Here is a 17,609-nt window from a genome sequence, read left to right as displayed (position 1 = left end):
GGTCATCGACACCGCATCCGGGCGACTTGATGCTCCATTGGGGTGATCGTCAGTTCACGCAGCCGTCGCCGCCGGAGGTGTCGCCGCCGTCGAGCGCCTTGCCGACGAACTCCTTCGACCTGGCCGGGTCGATCTCGAAGCCGAAGCCCGTCTCCCGCTGGACCTCCGACTCCACCGGCAGCGTGGACATGCTGATCGCCAGTGGCCCGGTGAACCGCTGCGCGAACTCCAGCACGTCCCAGCCGTCGTCCACGACGATCATCCCGTTGACGCCGCGGGCGAGCTCGAGCGCGTTCTCCTTGGTGATCTGCGAGGCCAGCCCGACGAGGAACGCCTGCTGCCGCTTGACCCGGTCCAGGTCGCCGTTCGGGAGGCCGTGGCGCTGGCGCAGGAACGCGAGCGCGTGGTCGCCCACGAGCGACTGCCGGCCGGCGGGGAAGCCCGCCTTGGTGATCGGGTCGGTCACCGCTGCCTTCAGGCACACCTCGACCCCGCCGATGAGCTGCGAGATCCGCGTGAAGCCCGCCATCTTCACGGCGGCCCAGTGGTCGACCTTCGCGCCGGTCGTCTTCTCGACGGCCGCGGTCAGCTGCTTCGGGTCCTTCCTGAACAGGCCGTTGAGCTTCTCGCCGTCCACGAAGACGTCCCTTGGTAGCGAGACGATCGTGACGCCCGTGCCGTCCGCCCGGAACCGCGCGAGCATCAGCGCGTCGGTGTGGTCGACCTCGTCCAGCCCGATGAGCAGCACGTTCTGCGCCGTCGCCGACTGCTGCGCGGCGGGGGAGGCGTCGGTCTTCTTGATCGTCGTCGGGACGATGACGGCGGCCGCCGCGGTGGCGACGGTCAGCGTGGCGACGCCGACGATCAACCCGAACGGCTTGCGCTTCTTGGCCTTGTGCAGGTTGGCCAGCACGGTCCGAGGGTCGACGCGCTCGTCGGCCTCGGCGGCGATGGCCTGGCGGATCAGGTCGTTCATGAGTGCACCCCCATGGTGGCGGACCGGGCGATTTCGTGAGCGCGCAACGTCTGCAGTGCGCGAGAGAGTTGGCTGCGCACGGTGGATTCCGCGCAACCGAGCACTTGTGCGATCTCTGCGTCGCTGCACTCCTCGTAGAACCGCAGCACCAACGCCGCACGTTGCTTACGCGGCAGGACAGCGATCCGCGCGCGCATGGCCTCGCGTTCGGCGTACACGTCAGCCGGATCGGCCATCGACGGCACGTGCTTGGCGAGCTCACTGCGTTCCACAGCAACCTCTCTCGCGGCCTTGCGACGACGCCACGACAGGTAGTCGTTGGTCACCATGCGCTTCACGTAGAGGTAGGGCGCATCCATCGTCTCGATGCGATCCCACTTGCTCTGCGCGCGCATGAGCACGTTCTGCACGATGTCCTGCGCCAGATGCTTGTCGCAGGCGATCGCGGTGGCGTACCTCAGCAGCCGGTCGAGCCGGTCAGCGACGAACTGGTCGAACCCCACGCCGCCCCCTTCTAGTTCGTGGTTGCTTGCGGCTCGGGAAACCCCGCTGAGGCCGTCGCGCGCTGCATCGGATTTTGTGGTCCGGACCACAGATGTCTCGTTTCGGGCGGATTTCGGTGTGAAGTCTTTTCACGTTCGTGCCGATGAACGACCCTTCACCTCATGCGCATCATCCCTGCACTCGCGCTGTTGTCGCTGCTGCTCGTCCCCGTGGACGCTGCCGCGGCACCCAACGGCAACTACTACCTGCAAAGCGCCGTGACCGGCCAGAACGCCGCCGTGTCCGGCTCCTCCGTCGTCCAGCACCGCCCCAAGGGCAACGAGGACCACCAGCAGTTCACCTGGAACGGCAGCACGCTCTCCGAAGGCGGCCAGTGCCTCGGCCGCTCCGGCGACGCCGCCCAGATGGTCAGCTGTTCGAGCGCGGACGCCCAGTGGGTCGCCGTGCTCGACGACCAGGACCGCTACCGCTTCAAGGATCCCGGCTCGGCGCGCTACCTGATCGCGTCCGGCACCGACCAGGTCCGCGTCGGCACCGGCAACGACACGTGGTTCCTGACCCCGGTCAACCCCGTCCGGTACCAGCCCCCTGCCGACCCGCGCCTGGACGAGATGACGTTCCTGACCGCCCACAACGCCTACGCGAACGGCGTCGACGGCGGCTTCACGTTCGCCAACATCGCCCCGAACCAGTCCCGCGGCATCGTGCAACAGCTCAACGACGGCGTCCGCGGCTTCATGCTCGACATCCACCAGACGCCCGACGGCGCGATCCTCTGCCACAACAGCTGCACGCTCGTCAGCAAGCCCGTGGCGCTCAACGTCGACATCCAGCGCATCGTCGACTTCCTGAAGTCCCGCCCCACCGAGATCGTCACGGTGTTCCTGGAGGACTACGTCTCAGCCGACGTCCTGCGCGCCGAGCTGGCCCGCGTCAACGGCCTCGCCGACGTGCTGTACCGCGCCGAGGGCGTCCGCGAGAACGGCTGGCCGCGCCTGTCGCAGATGAGGGCCACCGGCAAGCGCCTGCTCATCTTCACCGACCACGGCAAGGACGGCCGCGAGAACTCCGGCGTCCTCTACCAGCGCGACTGGACCGTCGAGAACTACTGGTCGATGGGCTCGGGCGCCGGCACGTCCGACTGGTCCTGCTACTCCCGCTGGGGCGAGAAGCCGCTCACCGCGACCGAAGCGAACTTCCGCCCGTTGTTCGTGATGAACCACTTCCGCGACGTCCCGATCCAGAGCACCGTCTCGACGGACAACTCGAAGGCCGCCGACCGAGCCCGCCGCTTCTGCGAACCCGCGGCCCGCAAGACCGCGAACTACCTGGCCGTCGACTTCTACCAGCTGAACACGCCCGCGTTGCCGGTTGAACGGCACCCCTCGGGCTCCGGCTCCGTCGAGATGTCGGCGGCCTCAACGCACTGCCTGGACAACAACGCCGGCGGCACCGCCAACGGCAACCCGGTGCAGATCTGGACGTGCAACAACTCCTACGCGCAGAAGTGGCGCGTCGTCGCGGACGGCACCATCGCCACCGCGGGCGGGTGTCTCGACGTCTCCAACGGCGGCACCACCGACGGCACGACCGTGCAGCTGTGGGAGTGCAACGGGACGGGCGCGCAGCAGTGGCGGGTGCGGGCGGACGGGTCGGTGCAGAACCCGCAGTCGGGGCTGTGCCTGGACAACCCCGGTGCGTCGACGACTCCGGGCACGCGCCTGAACATCTGGACGTGCAACGGTTCGGCGGCCCAGGCCTGGCGCTTCCGCTAAGGGCTCGCCGGCCCAGGTTCCGACGTGGATGAACGGCGCTTTTGTCCACCTCAGGTGGACAAAAGCGCCGTTCATCCACCTGCTCAGACCTTCCGGCCGACTCCCACGTAGACGTCCTCAGGACCACCCTCGCCGGCCGGGCCGAGTTCCGCGTGCCACTTCGGCGCCGGAACGACGCCCGGCTCCAGCACCTCCATGCCCGCGAACATGGGCTGGAACTCCTCCAGCGAACGGAAGTACATCGGGTCGCGGCTGTGCTTCATGGCCTCGACGACCGAGCCCATCTCCTGCGGCTTGAAGTCCGCGGTCAGGTGCGAGAGCGCGATCAGGCTGCCGGGCGGCACGGCGTCGCGGTAGCGGGCGACGACCTCGGCCGGGCCCTTCTCGTCCGAGACGAAGTGCAGGACTGCGACCATGAGCAGGCCCACGGGCTTCGAGAAGTCGATCAGGTCCTTCACGACCGGGTCGGACAGGACGTCCTGCGGGCGGCACATGTCCGCCTGGACGACGCCCGCGTTCTCGTTGCCCTCCAGGATGAGCTGGCTGTGTGAGACCGCGACCTCGTCGTAGTCCACGTAGACCACGCGGGCGTCCGGGTTCTCCTGCTGCACGATCTCGTGGACGTTGCCGACGGTCGGGATGCCCGAGCCGAGGTCGAGGAACTGGTCGATGCCCTGCTGCATCATCAGCAGGACGGCGCGGCGCATGAACGAGCGGTTCGACGACGCGATCGCCCGGCCGTCGCGCAGGACCTGCAGGACTTTCTCGCCGACCACGCGGTCCGACGCGAAGTTGTGGCCACCTCCCAACAGGAAGTCGTAGACGCGTGCCGCGCTGGGCACGTCCGTGTTGATTCCTGCGGGCACCCACGAGAAAGGCTCGGCCATGCCGCAGAACCTACCCGCCTGCGCGCAGGCGTGTATCGGCCCGGATCGGGTGAACACGTCAACGACAGCGGGCGAAACGGGCCGAGATCTGCTCTACCAGCTCGGATGCGCCCGCTCGCCGGGCTTCCTGGGCCAGCCAGCGGAGGTGGTCGTCGAAGCGCGCGGAACGCAGGGTGGCCGCCTCTGCCAGGGCGTTCTCGGTGAACCCGCCGGCCTTCGCGACATCGCCGACGGCCAGGTGGTTGCGGGCCAACGCCGTCAACGCGATCGTGCGCGCGCGGACGAACCCCTCGGAGTAGGCGCCCACTTTGGTCGTGAGTGAGGCGATTGCCCGTTGTGGATCGTCGAGCGCGCGGCGGTCCGCCCACGAGTTGTGCGCCGCCACGGACCCGAGCTGGAACGCCCTCAGCGCGTCGTCAGGTGCGTTGTGGTGCAGGAACATCCGGCCTGCCCTGGTCAGGACGGAGGCGATCAACGCCTCGTTCTCGGCCTGCCGCGCCAACGTGAGCGCGCGTTCGAAGTGTGGCAGGGCCAGGCCGGGCAGGCCGCTGTCGAACGTGGTCCAGCCCGCCAGTTCCTGCACTTCCGCCACGGCCGTCCACATCGCCTCGTCACCGGCGAGGATCATCGGTTCGACCAGTGCGAGGTGCTCGAGCACCGCGGCCCGGCACGCGATCCCGCCGTATTGCCGGTCCAACGCGCGCAAGGCATCCGTGCGCGCTTGAACCTCCGACGGCGCGATGACCTTCACCGGCGCAGCGGGAGGCATCGAGTCGGCGATCGGCGCGCCGACCATGATCCGGGCCGCGTGCTCCAGGAAACGTTGCCGTGCGGCGACATCCGACTGCATGAGCTCCGCAGCCTCGGTGAAGCCGTCGGCCAGGGCGGCCTCGCACCAGTGCGTGGCCTCCTCGGTCCGGCCGAGCGCGAACAACGCCTGCGCCAGCCGCAGCGCCGCGTCACCGAGGTGCTGGTCCGCGGCGACCCGGAAGTGCACCGCGGCCTCCTGCGGGTTCCCGGCGCGTTCCGCGGCCTCACCGAGGCGGTACACCCGTTCGACGGCCTCGTCGAACTCGAACTGGGCCAGCAGCTCACTCATCGGTGCCTCCGAGGATCCGCCGCAGCTCCGCCCGGCCGCGGGTGAGGTGCGTCCGCACGGTCGACTCGCCGACGACCAGCACGGAGGCGATCTCGCTGACCGAGTAGCCGAGCAGGTGGTGCAGCGCCACCACCTCGCGGTGCCTGGGGGAGAGTTCGCGCAGCGCGGACCGCACCGCCTCCACCTCGTGCACCTGCTCGGCGACATCAGGCACCTCGACCAGCGGTGTTTCGTGCTGGTACCGCTGCTGCGACCGGCGCATCAGCCGTATCGCGACCTTCAGCACCCACGCCTCGGGCTTGTCGTACGCGTGGATGTCGTCCCAACGGTGCCGCGCGATCAGCAACGCGTCCTGTGCCACGTCCTCGACCACGCGGGTGTCACCGGTGAGCGAGGTCAGCGTCCTGGTCACCACGGGCAGGCAGGTGCGGAAGAACTCGGCGAAGCCCTGATCCGGCTCCGGTGCGTTCAACGGCCTTCCCCTTCAACGTCCGCTCGTGGTGTTCACCACCCTGAGGCGACCTTCACCGGTTACAGGCGTCGAAGCCAGGAAAGGCTGAGCCCAACACGCGTATTCACCCGTTCAGACTCATGTGCCGTGTGGTCAAGCTGTGACATCCACACACACGAACGACCCGGAAGAGCGAAAGATCCTCTGTGGACGGTTACTCGCCACGAACTGGCGATCTAAACCTGTATCCACGATCGAGGAACACGTCTCACCCGACGAGGGAACAGTGTTCTACGGAACGCGACGCGCACGGCTGATCAAGCCGCCATTCATGCGGGACAAGTTCACCCGCACGTGCGACAAGCGGCTCTCGGTAGCCGGGCAGACCTGCGGAAACAGTGGCATTTTCCAGATTCCCGCAGTGTGTTCCCGACCCTGCTGCCTAGGAGCGATTTCGTGAAACGACCACTTGCCGCCGCCCTGGCGGTGCTGGTGGCCGCCCCGTTCGCGGTCGTCACACCGACCGCGAACGCCGGCCCCGGCGACGGCAGTCTGAACGTGACTGTCGTGCGTGATGTCAACGGCAACGGCACATATGAGGCCGCACTGGAAGTTGGCGTCCAAGGCGCGGCCGTCCTGGTGACCGATCCCGCGGGCAAGACCGCGGCCGGTACGACGGACGCCCAGGGCAAGGTGACAGTGGGACTCGGCGCCGTGAGCGGCGGCAAGTACCGCGTGCAGGTGAGCCCACCCGCGGGCAGCGTGCTGCAGCCCGCACCGGCAGGAGCCGGCCTGGAGAGCAACACGATGTTCGTGGACGTCTCCGGCGGCAAGACGGTCAACGTCATGACCGCGTTGTGGAACCCGGCCGACTACTGCCAGGCCAACCCGACGCTCGTCACCGGCTGTCAGCGGGCGACGCGCAAGCAGGACGGCAGCAGCAACGTCACCGGCTCCGAGCGGTCGCTGGTGACCTTCCCGTTCACGAACCGCGGCACCGGTCCGGCGCCCGCGCAGATCGCGACCCAGGGCGTCACGGGCTCGGTCTACGGCATCGCGTACCGCAAGCAGGACAAGCGCATCTTCTCCGGCGCGTTCGCGAAGCGGCTCACCAACTACGGCAGCGGCAACGCCGGTGGCATCTACGTCACGCCCGCCGGCGGCGGCGCGACGACGTTGTTCGCCACCGTGCCGAACGCGGGCACCACCAAGCACGACCACGCGAACAACTTCGACGGCGGTTTCGCCAACGTGGTCGGCAAGGAAGCGCTGGGCGACATCGACATCTCCGAGGACGGCAGCGAGCTCTACGTCGTGAACCTCGGCGACAAGAAGCTCTACGTCTACGACGCCGCGGTGGCGACCGCTGGCGCGCCGAAGGGCTCCTACGCGATCCCGTCCCCCTGCGCCAACGCGAACGACTGGCGGCCGGGCGCTCTCGGCGTCCGTGACGGCGTGGTCTACGTGGGTGGTGTCTGCTCGGGCGAGACGAGCCAGAACACCGCCGACATGCGGGCCGTGGTCCGGACGTTCAGCGGCGGCGCGTTCAGCGCACCGGTGGTGAACCAGCCGCTGAACTTCAAGCGCGGCACCGTCCTGTGGCAGGGCACGAACACCGACCGCTGGCTGCCGTGGAAGACCACCTACACGCAGCCGACGCCGACCGGCGGTCTCGTGGAGCACCCGGAGCCGTTGCTGACCGACATCGGTGTCGAGGCGAAGGGCGATCTCGTCCTCGCGTTCCGCGACCGCTTCGGTGACCAGGGCGGCAAGAGCCTGTCCCCGGCTGACGGATCCGCGGGGACCTGGGACACCGTCAGCGGTGGCGACCTCAACCGGGCCTGCCGCCAGGCGGACGGCAGTTTCGCCTGGGAAGGAACCTCGAACTGCCCGAACAACAACACCGCGGCCAACAACGGCGGCGGCGAAGCCGCCGACGTGGTCGAGTACTACCCCGGTGAGTACTACAAGGACGCCAACGGCGCTCCCCACAACGAGACCGCGCAGGGCGCGCTCGTCGTCGCGTACGGCGAGAGCCGGATGCCCGCGACGGTAATGGACCCCACGGCGCTGAACACCGGTGGCACCGGCTGGTTCGACCGGACCAACGGCACCATGGCCGCCAACGGTTTCCCGAACGCCTACCAGATCAGCGACGTGAACAGCGAGGGCTGGGGCAAGGCGAACGGCCTCGCCGACCTCGAGGCGCTGTGCGACCTCGCGCCCGTCCAGATCGGCAACCGCGTCTGGTTCGACACCGACGCCGACGGAGTCCAGGACGGTGACGAGCCGCCGGTTCCCGGTGTCAAGGTGACGGCGACGCCGTGTGCCGGTGGCGCGTCGCTCGGCACGAAGGTCACCAACGCGAAGGGTGAGTACTACTTCGGTGTCGCGGACGGTTTGAAGCCCGAGACCTGCTACAACCTCACGTTCGACCGCAGTGCGGTGAACGCGGGCGGGCTGCCGAACGCACCGGACGTGGCAAGTCTCAAGTGGACGATCAAGGAAGCTGGACCGGACCGCGTCATCGACTCCAACGTGGACGCCGAGGGCAAGACCCAGGTCACCACGGGCAAGGCCGGTACCGCGGACCACACGATCGACGCGGGCATCAACGCCAAGGTCGTCACCAACTCCCTCGGTGACTTCGTCTGGGTCGACACCAACCGCAACGGCCTGCAGGACACCGGAGAACCGGCCGTGCAGGGCATGACCGTGGTGCTGAAGAAGGGCGACGGCACGCAGCTCGGGTCGCCGAAGCTGACGGACGCGCAGGGCAAGTACCTGTTCGACCAGCTGCCCGACGGTGTCTACGAGGTCTGCTTCGACCTGTCCAAGTTGCCCGCTCAGTACGCGGGCTACACCTTCACCGGCAAGGACGCGGGTGACGACACGAAGGACTCGGACGCCGACCCGGCGGACGGCTGCACCCCGACGACGACGCTGGGTGCCGCCAAGCGCGAGGACCTGACGCTGGACGCGGGCCTGGTGCCGCCGAACAACAAGCTCGGTGACTACGTCTGGGTCGACACCAACCGCAACGGCGTGCAGGACGGCGACGAGCCGGGCGTGCCGAACGTGACGGTCAAGCTCGACACGGGCAAGACCACCACGACGGACGCGAACGGCAAGTACGTCTTCGACCAGCTGCCCGACGGCACGTTCACGGTGTGCTTCGACGTCAAGAACCTCCCGGCGCCGTACCAGTCCTACCTGGTCACCCGTCCCGACGCGGGTGGGGACGACGGGAAGGACTCGGACGCGAACGCCGAGGGCTGCGCGCCGCCGACGTCACTGGGTCCGAACAAGCGCGAGGACCTGACGCTGGACCTGGGCATCCGGCCGCCGGACAAACTGGGCGACACGGTCTGGAAGGACGAGAACAAGAACGGCCTCCAGGATCCGGGTGAGCCCGGCGTTCCCGGCGTCACCGTCAAGCTCGGCGACAAGACCACGACGACGGACGAGAACGGCAAGTACGAGTTCCCGAACCTGCCGGACGGCACGTACACGGTGTGCTTCGACATCGCGAACCTGCCCGCCGCGGTGAAGGACTACGTGCCGACGACGCCGAACGCCGGCAGTGACGACGTGAAGGACTCCGACGCGGACGTCTCGACCGGGTGCACGCCGCCCACCACGCTGAACGTGGACAAGCCGGAGGACCCGACGCTCGACCTGGGTCTGATCTCGCCGGTCAACCGCCTCGGTGACTACGTGTGGATCGACGTCAACTCCGACGGTCTGCAGGACGCCACCGACGTCCCGGTCGAGGGCGTGACGGTGAAGCTGAGCACCGGCGCGACCACGAAGACGGACGCGCAGGGCAAGTACCTGTTCGACAACCTGCCGGACGGCAAGTACACGGTGTGCTTCGACATCGCGAACCTGCCGGCCTCCGTGAAGGACTACAAGGTCACCAAGCTGAACGCTGGTGGCGACGACGCCAAGGACTCCGACGCCGACCCGGCGACGGGGTGCGTGCCCGAGACGACGCTGGGCGTCGGGAACCGCGTCGACCTGAGCCTGGACATGGGCCTGGTCTCACCGCCGAACAAGCTCGGTGACCTGGTGTGGCTCGACAGCAACTCCAACGGCGTGCAGGACGACGGTGAACCCGGCGTCCCGAACGTTCCGGTCAAGCTGTCCAACGGTGCGAGCACCACGACGGACGCGCAGGGCAAGTACCTGTTCGACGACCTGCCCGACGGCAAGTACACGGTGTGCTTCGGCCCGATGCCGGACGCGGTGAAGGACTACTTCTTCACCAAGCCGAACGCGGGTTCCGACGACACCAAGGACTCCGACGCGAACGTCGACACCGGCTGCACCCCCGAGGTGGAGCTCGGACTCGGCAAGCGGGAGAACCTCACGGTCGACGCCGGCATCCACGCGCCGATCAACCTGCTCGGTGACTTCGTGTGGATCGATGCGAACAAGAACGGTCTGCAGGACGAGGGCGAGAAGCCCGTGGCCGACGTGACCGTGAAGCTGAACACCGGTGCCACCACGAAGACCGACCAGTACGGCATCTACCTGTTCCGCGACCTGCCGGACGGCGAGTACACGGTGTGCTTCGACCTCAAGAACCTGCCGGCGGCGGTGGCGGACTACACCGCCACCAAGCCCGACGCGGGTGATGAAGCCAAGGACTCCGACGCCGACCCGGCAACGGGCTGCACGCAGCCTGTGCAGCTCGGGGTCGACAAGCGCAAGAACCTGACGCTCGACCTGGGTCTGGTCGCACCGCCGAACAAGATCGGTGACTTCGTGTGGTCCGACACCAACCGCAACGGCGTGCAGGATCCGGGCGAGCCCGGCGTTCCCGGCGTGCCGGTCAAGCTGGTCGACGACAAGGGCAAGCCTGTGGGCGAACCGGTGAAGACCGGTCCCGACGGCAAGTACGAGTTCCCGAACGTCCCGGACGGCACCTACAAGGTGTGCTTCGAGATGGGTGCTCTGCCCGGTCAGTACGCCGGCTACGTGGCGACGAAGCCGAACGTCGGCGACGACACCAAGGATTCCGACGTCGACCCGGCCGGCGGCTGCACGCCGCCGGTGAAGGTCGGTGTCGGGAAGCGCGTCGACCAGACCCAGGACCTGGGTCTGGTGCCGCCGACCAACCGCGTTGGTGATTTCGTCTGGTACGACAACAACTCCAACGGGGTGCAGGACGCCGGCGAACCCGGTGTGCCGGACCTCCCGGTGTTCCTGCAGGACGGCAGCGGCAAGCCCGTCGCCCAGAGCAAGACCGACAAGGACGGCAGGTACCTGTTCACCGACCTGCCGGACGGTGCGTACAAGGTCTGCTTCAACGCCGATCCGCAGACGGGCCTGGTGGCCGGTCGTGAGCTGACCAAGGCGAACGCCGGTGACGACGGAAGGGACTCCGACGCCGACCCGGCGACCGGATGCACCCCGGTCGTCAAGCTGGGCAAGGACAAGCGCGTCGACCTCACCCTCGACGCGGGTCTGCTGCCGAGGCCTCCGGCACCGCCGCTGGCCAGCACCGGTGCGGCCGTGTGGGGCCTGCTCCTCGCGGCGTTGACGATGATCGCCGGTGGTGCGTTCCTGCTGCTTCAGGGCAGGCGCCGGCGCAGGACCTGATCCGTCAGGGAAGCAGATGGCGGAAGGCGTCGACCAGCAGCATGCGCTGCTGGTCGACGTCCAGGCCTTCGTCGAGCTCGTCGTCCCCGCGGAACTCCTTGGTGTTGAAGGGGCCGCGGGGGCCGAACGACTCGACGCGGACCGCGATGTCGACGAGGTCAGACGTCAGCTCCACGACGGACTGGTCGTCCGGGATCGGGTCGTTGTGCTGATAGAGCTCGTACGAGAACCGCATCCCGATCGTGCCGTCGAACGTGGCCTGCTCGGTGGGCAGCTGCATCGCCTCTAACACCGCCCGGTAGAGCGCGGCGCCGGTCAGGTGCAGCGGGGTCATGACGACGTGCGTGACGCCGAGGTCGTGGCTGCGCACCGAGATCGCCGCGGTCGGGCCGTCCGGCGTCGGCGGCACGGGTTGCGGGAACACGGGGAACTCCGACTTGCGGTCCGCGCGCCACGTCGCGACGAGGCGGTCGGCCGCGTCCACCATGTCGATGTGCTTGCGCGGCGCGAGCAGCGGTGGCAGAGGCTCCTCGTCGAGCCGCACGATGAACAGGAAGGCGCGTCGTCGCGTCATCTCCAGGTTGAACGCCGCCGTCCACTCGTTGGTGACCCACTCGCGTTGCGGGGTGTTCGCCGACCACAGCAGCACGTAGTAGTCCGAGGTGGCCAGTGCCTCGTCGATCGCGGCGACCACGTTGCGGCCGGGTGCGATCGCGCTCTCGTCGAGGTACGCGTTGACGTTGCGCGCCTCCAGCTCGGCGCGCAGCTGCTCGGCGTGCGGGCGGTCCTTGCCGGCGAACGACAGGAACACCTTGGGTCGGGTTTCGAGCGGCACGGGGTCTCCGTCCTTCCTGAGTCTTCTGCGGAGCGGGCCCGCGGTGGTCTGGATTCCTGCGTCGCCGTACAACGACCAGCACGCCCAGTCGGCGGGGTGCCGGTCGGAGACTTCTCTGAGCGCGTGCTGCAACGCGCGGTCGCGCGGCAGTCTGGCCAGGTTGCGGTCGAACGCGTCGAGCACCTGCCGCGCGGCTCCGTCCTCGGCCTTCCACCTGGCCGCCAGGACCGCCGCCGCGCCCGCGGTGATGGCCGCGCGGACGAAACCGACCTGCTCGTCGCGGCCCCGTTGCTGGGCCATGCCGGACTCGCAGGCACCCAGCACGACCGTGCCGCACGCGCTGAAGTCCAGCTTTGCCAACGCTTCCGCGGACACCCGTTCGTCGCCGAAGGTCAGCCACGACTGGTCGGGGTCGATGCGGTCGTGCGTGCCGTGCGCGTCGATGCGGATGCGTTGGAAGCGATGTTCCCCGAGGACGTTTTCCAGCTCTGCCGCTGAGGTGAACCTCTCGCCCGGTGCCGTGGCTCTGCGCAGCTGGGAGTCCGGGCTGAAGATCGCCGTCTGGTCACCCCGCTGCCCGCGGGAACGCCGGTGCAGCGGGGTGAGGGCGGACAGGCACGGCAGGCTCGACAACGCGTGGGTGAGGCCCAGGTGGTGGGCGGTGCCGGGGACGGGGAGTCCGGCGAGCGGGACGTCGGCGAGGACGTCACCGGCCACGACGGCGATCCGGGTGATCTTCGGTGGCAGTGCCCCGATGACGTCTTCCAGCGCGATCAACCCGGCCAGCTCGGTGAGCAGCGCGCCGAGGATCGCCGGGTTGTAGTGGGGTTTCCACGCCTTGAGCCGGCGGATCGTGTCGGTGAGCTCGCTGATGTGCACGTCGGTGGTCAGGTGGACGGTCCTGCGGCCGATGATCACGTGGTGGAGCTGGTCCGGCGTCGCGTGCATCATCCACACGACCTGGTCCCGGGGGAGGTGCCTGGTCGTCCTGCGCAGCCAGCGCCTGGCCGCGCGGAGGTCGGTGAACCTCGGCAGGGCGCGGGGTTCGGTGAGGATCGTGGCGCCTCTGGCAGCCTCGACGGCGACCACCAGTCCTGCCAACGCCTTCCCGCCGCTGCGCCGGACGCGGCGGACGGCGGCGAGCACGCGGCCGTCGTGTTCGTCGGGGGCGGCGCGCAGCATTCGGAGCTTGACGCTCGGGCTCTCCTGGTGGTCGGCGACGTCCTCTTCGAGGTGGTGGGACTCCGTCCAGTACCGGGCGGCACCGTCCTCGTCGCCGGCGTCGGCGCACGCGTCGCCGAGTTTGCGCAGTGCCAACGCCTTCAGCTCGGCGTGGGCACTGCGGTTCACGGCCTCGTGGAAGTGGTGGAGGGCGTCGTCCAACCGTCCCCTGGCGTGGGCGAGCTCGGCCGAGGTCAGGTGCCAGAGCGCGGAGTTCCCCTGCCCCAGCACGCCTTCCGCCGCGATCAGCTCGTCGTCCGCGATCAGGCGGCGCACGTGGTCCAGGTGGCGTTCCACGCTGAGGGTGCGCGTGGCGTCCGGGAGCTTCGAGATCACCTCCGGGCCCGCCGCGGCGACCAGCAGCGGGAAGAGCTTGCGCGCCGCGCCCGCCTGCCTGGTCAGCACGAGCAGGACCGTCAGCTCGTACAGGACGGCGAACCTCAGCGCGGACTCGATCTGGAAGCTGGTGACGCACCTCGTCATCAGCACCAGCGCTTCCTCGTACCGCAGCTCTCTCCTGAGCGCGGCGGCTCGTTGCAGGAACTCCGCGGGGGTGTGCGGGGTCCTGTCGTCGATCTTCGGGACGTGCGTGCCCCTGCGCACGTCCAGCAGAAGCCGGTCCCTGCCAACGGTTTCGAGGTGCTCGGTGCGTCCCGCACGGCGGAAGTGGCGTTCGGCGGCGTCCAGTTCGCTTTCGGCGGTGGGGTAGTCGTAGCGGTCGGCGGCGGCCAGCGCGGCGACGCGGGCGAGCAACGCCTGCTCCAGCTCGGTGAGCTTCAGCTTCCGCAGCTCGCGCACGTCCTGCGCCGCGCGGGCGTGGTCCGTTGCGGCACTGCGGATCTGGGCCCTCAGCACGCGCAGCGAGGTGTCGTTGCTGTCGGCCAGGTACTCGTCGCAGCGCTGGGCGGCTTTCGCGACGGCGCCGAGGTTGAGCAGCGTGGCGCAGTGGTCGTGGGCGACGATCGGGCTGATCTTCGCGGCCTTCTCGTAGGCGAGGTCGACGCCGAGCACGTTGCCGCGCAGTGCGGCGGAGCGGGCGGCCTTGACCGCCTCCGCGAGGGGCGTGCCGGGCTCGATCTCCATCAGTCCCCGCAGCCCCGCACGTCGTCGTTCTCCGGGCAGATCAGCAGGATGCGGGCGGCCGGGCCGTTCGGCGCCGCCGGGCTGGACGACGGGGCGGCGGAGTTGAGGGTGATGACGATGTTCAGGCTGGTCGGCAGGCCGATTCGCGGTGGTGCGTCGACCCTGATCCACTCGGCGTCGCGGTGCACGCGCACGTCGGCCGGAACCGCTTGCTGCTGGTCCGCGGTCACCTCCCGAACCGTGACTGTCATGTCCTGGTTCAGCGCGTCGGCGGCCACCAGTCCGTCCTTTGTGGACAGCGTGGCGCGGAAGCTCTCGTTGAGGTAGACCGTGGTGCTGGGCGAGTTGAGCACTTCGCTCATCGTGAGTTTTCTGGTGCTGACGCGGTGCAACGACGACTGGTCGACGTGGATCGCCTTGCCGTCGGTGATGCGCATGGAGGCCTTGCCTTCGAGCGCTTCGAGGACCCTGGTCGACCACTGGTGTCCCGGCGGGCTCAGGAAGATCTCGTGCTGGCCGATCACGGCGCCGACGTCGCCGAACCGGACGGCCTGCAGCAGCCCGTTCGTCTCGGTCCGCGTGGCCAGGACGTGCGCGATGTCGCTGAGCATGGCCGCGCCCTCCACCTCGCCGTTGTGGCCCAGCAGCGGATCGGAGGTGGCGACGGTGACCTGGTTCCCGTCGACGTGCAACTGCGAGCTCCGGCCGTCCGGCGTGCGGACCTGGATCGGGGTGCCGGTCGGTGGTGCGTTGCCGAACTCCGCGATCGGAGGGCCGTCGCGGATGGGCTTCAGCGTCATGAACTCGCCGGTGGGCGGCGCGCGCGGGTTGAGCCCGGCCAGCAGGTGGCTGACGATCCCTTGCCCGTCGGGCACTCCAGCACGGACGGTGAAGGAGTCCGCCGTGGTGTCCGTGCCGATCGTGAGCCACGGGTCGTCCTTGCCGCCGACGCGGTGCTGCGTCTGGCCGTTCGCGTCGCGCTGGCTGTAGAAGACGTTGTCGTTGAGGGACTTGCCGCGCTGCAACGGTTGCAGGGCCTGGACCATCCGGTTGACCACGCCCTTGGCCCAGCTGAGCGAGATGAACGACCGAGTCTTCTCCGCGACGAGCGTGCCGAGGTGTTTGCCCTGGTAGTCGACGCGGTAGTCGATCCTGGCCCGGTCGGCCCTGAGGGTGGTGGCGAGCTGGCGGACGTTGGTCTGCACGACCTTCAGCTCGCCCAGCGGGACGACCTGGCGGCCGGAGGCGGTGGTCTTGACGGTGGCGGTTCCGTCGGCGGTGCTGATGGTGCGTTCGACGCGGTCGACGACCTTGCGTTGCTCGACGGTGACCTCGGTGATCTTGCCGTTGCCGTTGTCGAGTGCCGAGGTCTCGTCCTTCGGGCCTGCGCGGCGGACGGGTTCCGGCAGGTCGGCCCGGAAGCCGTCACCGGTCCTCGCGATCCCGTCGCCGAGCGAGACACCGCCCCGCACGCGGTAGAACCCGCAGTCCTTGAACGCTTTGGACGGCTTGGTGAGCACGGCCTCCTGCGTGGCCGACGGCGGCTGCACGGGCCGGATGTCGCCGCGTTCCTCGAGGTCTTGGTGGCGGGTGTACCAGTCCGCGAACCTGAGGCCGGTGGCGGGTTCGGTCTCGGGGAGGCGTTTCCCCTTGCTGGCCAGCCACTCCAGCGCGCCGCTCCAGCGCATGATCTGGTCGAGCCGCGCGTACTGGGCCTCGTGGTCGGCGACGGCCTGGTAGTGCTCGTCCCACCAGCGCAGCCCTCTGCCGAACGCGTAGGAGGGTTCGACCTCGCCCTCCGCGCCGTCCGAACGGGAGAACAACCGGGTGGACTGGGCACCGATGGACGCCTTGTCGCCGTTGAAGGAGAACGCCTTGTCGTTCTGGCCGAACCAGAGCCTGCCGGACTCCTCTCCCGCGCTGGTCGCGCAGTGGCTCGGAGGCGTGGCGGCGTTGCTGTCGGGCACGAACCCGGTGATCGTCGGGACGCCGTCGCCGACGCCGTCGATCCACTGCTTGGCGATGAGGTCCGTGTAGAACAACGTCATGCCGACCTCGGTGCCGGCAATGCCGCCGTCGTAGCGCGCCTCGTTGTAGAGCGGGCGGTTCGTGATGTGGTTGAGCATCGTCCACAGGTCCGTGCGATCCGCCGGCAGGCCGGCCGCCTCGAGTTCTTGTGCGGAGATCTCGCCGAAGACGCCCGCTTCGACGAGCGCGGCGTCGGCCTGACCGTCGAGGAGCCGGTCGACGGTCTGCTGGGGGACGTTCCTCAACACAGCCCGGACGTCTTCCCGGGTAGGGGTTTTCTTCGGCGGGTCGAGGGAGAACCCCGGCTGCTCGTGCCTGCTGTAGGCGCGTTGCAGCACGGTGATGTCCTGGGCGGTGACGTCCGGTCCCGGCCAGTTCCAGCCGCCCGCGTGCACCTCGCCGTCGCGAATCTCCAGCGTGGACAGGTGTTTCGCGGTGGAGAGGAATTCGTTCAGCTCGCGTTCGCCGTTGATTCTGCTGGTGACGTACCCGTTCTGCTGGCGGAAGTCGTCGGCGCTCTGCGGGTTCTCGTCGGTGATGACGACGGTGTGGTCGCGGATCTCGTACCGGTGGACCTGCACTTGCTTCGGGTCGTTGCCGGTGTCCGTGCGGTGCTGGTCCAGCAACAGGCCCGCGGTGCGCTTGTCGTTGACGTCGTCACGCGGCACGAGCAGGTGCAACGTGTCGCCGTGGTAGAGCGCCCTGCCCGGCCCGGTCGGCTGCCTGGCGAGGTCGCCGAACCCGTTGTCCCTGATGGGAAAGGCGTCGAAGAACGCGTCACGCATCCCACCGGTGTCCACGTCGAGCCGCGCGGCCAGCCCGAAGCGTGCCCAGTCCCTGATCTGCTCGCGGCGTTCGGCCACGTCGTCGCCGAGCGCGCTCTCCGCAGCCGCGAAGGACACGACAAAACCCTGCTGCTGCCGTTGTGCCCCGGCCTCATCAGGCCGAAGCACGACCACGATGCCCGCAGCCGCAACAAGCACGGCCACGGCCAAGGCGATGAGAAGCGTGCGTTGGCGCATGGACGATCCTCCGTGCGTCGCAGATTAACGATCCAGACGGCCCACAGATCGTTTGTCCACTTTCTGTCAACGAACTGCCCCAAACGATCTTGTCGGTGCTCCTCGGCACACTGGATCCACC

General features: G+C 68.7%; 9 protein-coding genes. 2 read left to right on the top strand and 7 right to left on the bottom strand.

What is annotated here, in order from left to right:
• Nucleotides 1-49: 49 nt before the first annotated feature.
• Both ACFOWZ_RS08245 and ACFOWZ_RS08240 read right to left on the bottom strand, forming a co-directional pair.
• Nucleotides 50-976 (bottom strand): LCP family protein, encoded by a 927-nt coding sequence (locus ACFOWZ_RS08245; protein ID WP_382370789.1) that lies wholly within the window; start codon nt 974-976, stop codon nt 50-52.
• Complete coding sequence (locus ACFOWZ_RS08240) at nt 973-1,479, bottom strand: SigE family RNA polymerase sigma factor (RefSeq protein WP_382370787.1); 507 nt, start codon at nt 1,477-1,479, stop codon at nt 973-975. Before ACFOWZ_RS08240 ends, ACFOWZ_RS08245 begins: the two co-directional genes overlap by 4 nt.
• 162 nt (nt 1,480-1,641) lie before the next feature.
• Here ACFOWZ_RS08240 and ACFOWZ_RS08235 point away from each other — a divergent pair, with 162 nt between their 5' ends.
• Nucleotides 1,642-3,255, top strand: a complete 1,614-nt coding sequence (locus tag ACFOWZ_RS08235) for a ricin-type beta-trefoil lectin domain protein (RefSeq protein ID WP_382370785.1) — start codon at nt 1,642-1,644, stop codon at nt 3,253-3,255.
• Nucleotides 3,256-3,338: 83 nt separating this feature from the next.
• On the opposite strand, the gene ACFOWZ_RS08230 is transcribed toward ACFOWZ_RS08235, so the two are convergent.
• The 3 genes from ACFOWZ_RS08230 to ACFOWZ_RS08220 are packed head-to-tail and all read right to left on the bottom strand — an operon-like array spanning nt 3,339 to nt 5,713.
• Nucleotides 3,339-4,142: an SAM-dependent methyltransferase gene (locus ACFOWZ_RS08230; protein ID WP_382370783.1), complete on the bottom strand. Its 804-nt coding sequence runs from the start codon at nt 4,140-4,142 to the stop codon at nt 3,339-3,341.
• Nucleotides 4,143-4,200: 58 nt separating this feature from the next.
• Nucleotides 4,201-5,241, bottom strand: a complete 1,041-nt coding sequence (locus ACFOWZ_RS08225; RefSeq protein WP_382370781.1) for a tetratricopeptide repeat protein — start codon at nt 5,239-5,241, stop codon at nt 4,201-4,203.
• Complete coding sequence (locus ACFOWZ_RS08220; RefSeq protein WP_382370779.1) at nt 5,234-5,713, bottom strand: sigma-70 family RNA polymerase sigma factor; 480 nt, start codon at nt 5,711-5,713, stop codon at nt 5,234-5,236. Before ACFOWZ_RS08220 ends, ACFOWZ_RS08225 begins: the two co-directional genes overlap by 8 nt.
• Nucleotides 5,714-6,148: 435 nt before the next feature.
• Here ACFOWZ_RS08220 and ACFOWZ_RS08215 point away from each other — a divergent pair, with 435 nt between their 5' ends.
• Nucleotides 6,149-11,299, top strand: coding sequence for an SdrD B-like domain-containing protein (locus ACFOWZ_RS08215; protein WP_382370777.1), 5,151 nt, complete (start codon nt 6,149-6,151; stop codon nt 11,297-11,299).
• Nucleotides 11,300-11,303: 4 nt separating this feature from the next.
• Here ACFOWZ_RS08215 and ACFOWZ_RS08210 read toward each other — a convergent pair whose 3' ends face one another.
• Nucleotides 11,304-14,438 (bottom strand): TIR domain-containing protein, encoded by a 3,135-nt coding sequence (locus tag ACFOWZ_RS08210; protein WP_382370775.1) that lies wholly within the window; start codon nt 14,436-14,438, stop codon nt 11,304-11,306.
• Nucleotides 14,438-17,488: a hypothetical protein gene (locus ACFOWZ_RS08205; protein WP_382370773.1), complete on the bottom strand. Its 3,051-nt coding sequence runs from the start codon at nt 17,486-17,488 to the stop codon at nt 14,438-14,440. Before ACFOWZ_RS08205 ends, ACFOWZ_RS08210 begins: the two co-directional genes overlap by 1 nt.
• Nucleotides 17,489-17,609: the final 121 nt, after the last annotated feature.

It is taken from the genome of Lentzea rhizosphaerae, from assembly GCF_042649515.1.
In the GTDB taxonomy this organism is placed as follows: Bacteria; Actinomycetota; Actinomycetes; order Mycobacteriales; family Pseudonocardiaceae; genus Lentzea; species Lentzea aerocolonigenes.
This window is presented reverse-complemented; position numbering and strand designations above follow the sequence as displayed.

Coding starts and splice junctions, on each gene's coding strand:
- ACFOWZ_RS08245 (WP_382370789.1), bottom strand. CDS start 976: ATGAACGACCTGATCCGCCAGGCCATCGCCGCCGAGGCCGACGAGCGC.
- ACFOWZ_RS08235 (WP_382370785.1), top strand. CDS start 1,642: ATGCGCATCATCCCTGCACTCGCGCTGTTGTCGCTGCTGCTCGTCCCC.
- ACFOWZ_RS08230 (WP_382370783.1), bottom strand. CDS start 4,142: ATGGCCGAGCCTTTCTCGTGGGTGCCCGCAGGAATCAACACGGACGTG.
- ACFOWZ_RS08225 (WP_382370781.1), bottom strand. CDS start 5,241: ATGAGTGAGCTGCTGGCCCAGTTCGAGTTCGACGAGGCCGTCGAACGG.
- ACFOWZ_RS08210 (WP_382370775.1), bottom strand. CDS start 14,438: ATGGAGATCGAGCCCGGCACGCCCCTCGCGGAGGCGGTCAAGGCCGCC.
- ACFOWZ_RS08205 (WP_382370773.1), bottom strand. CDS start 17,488: ATGCGCCAACGCACGCTTCTCATCGCCTTGGCCGTGGCCGTGCTTGTT.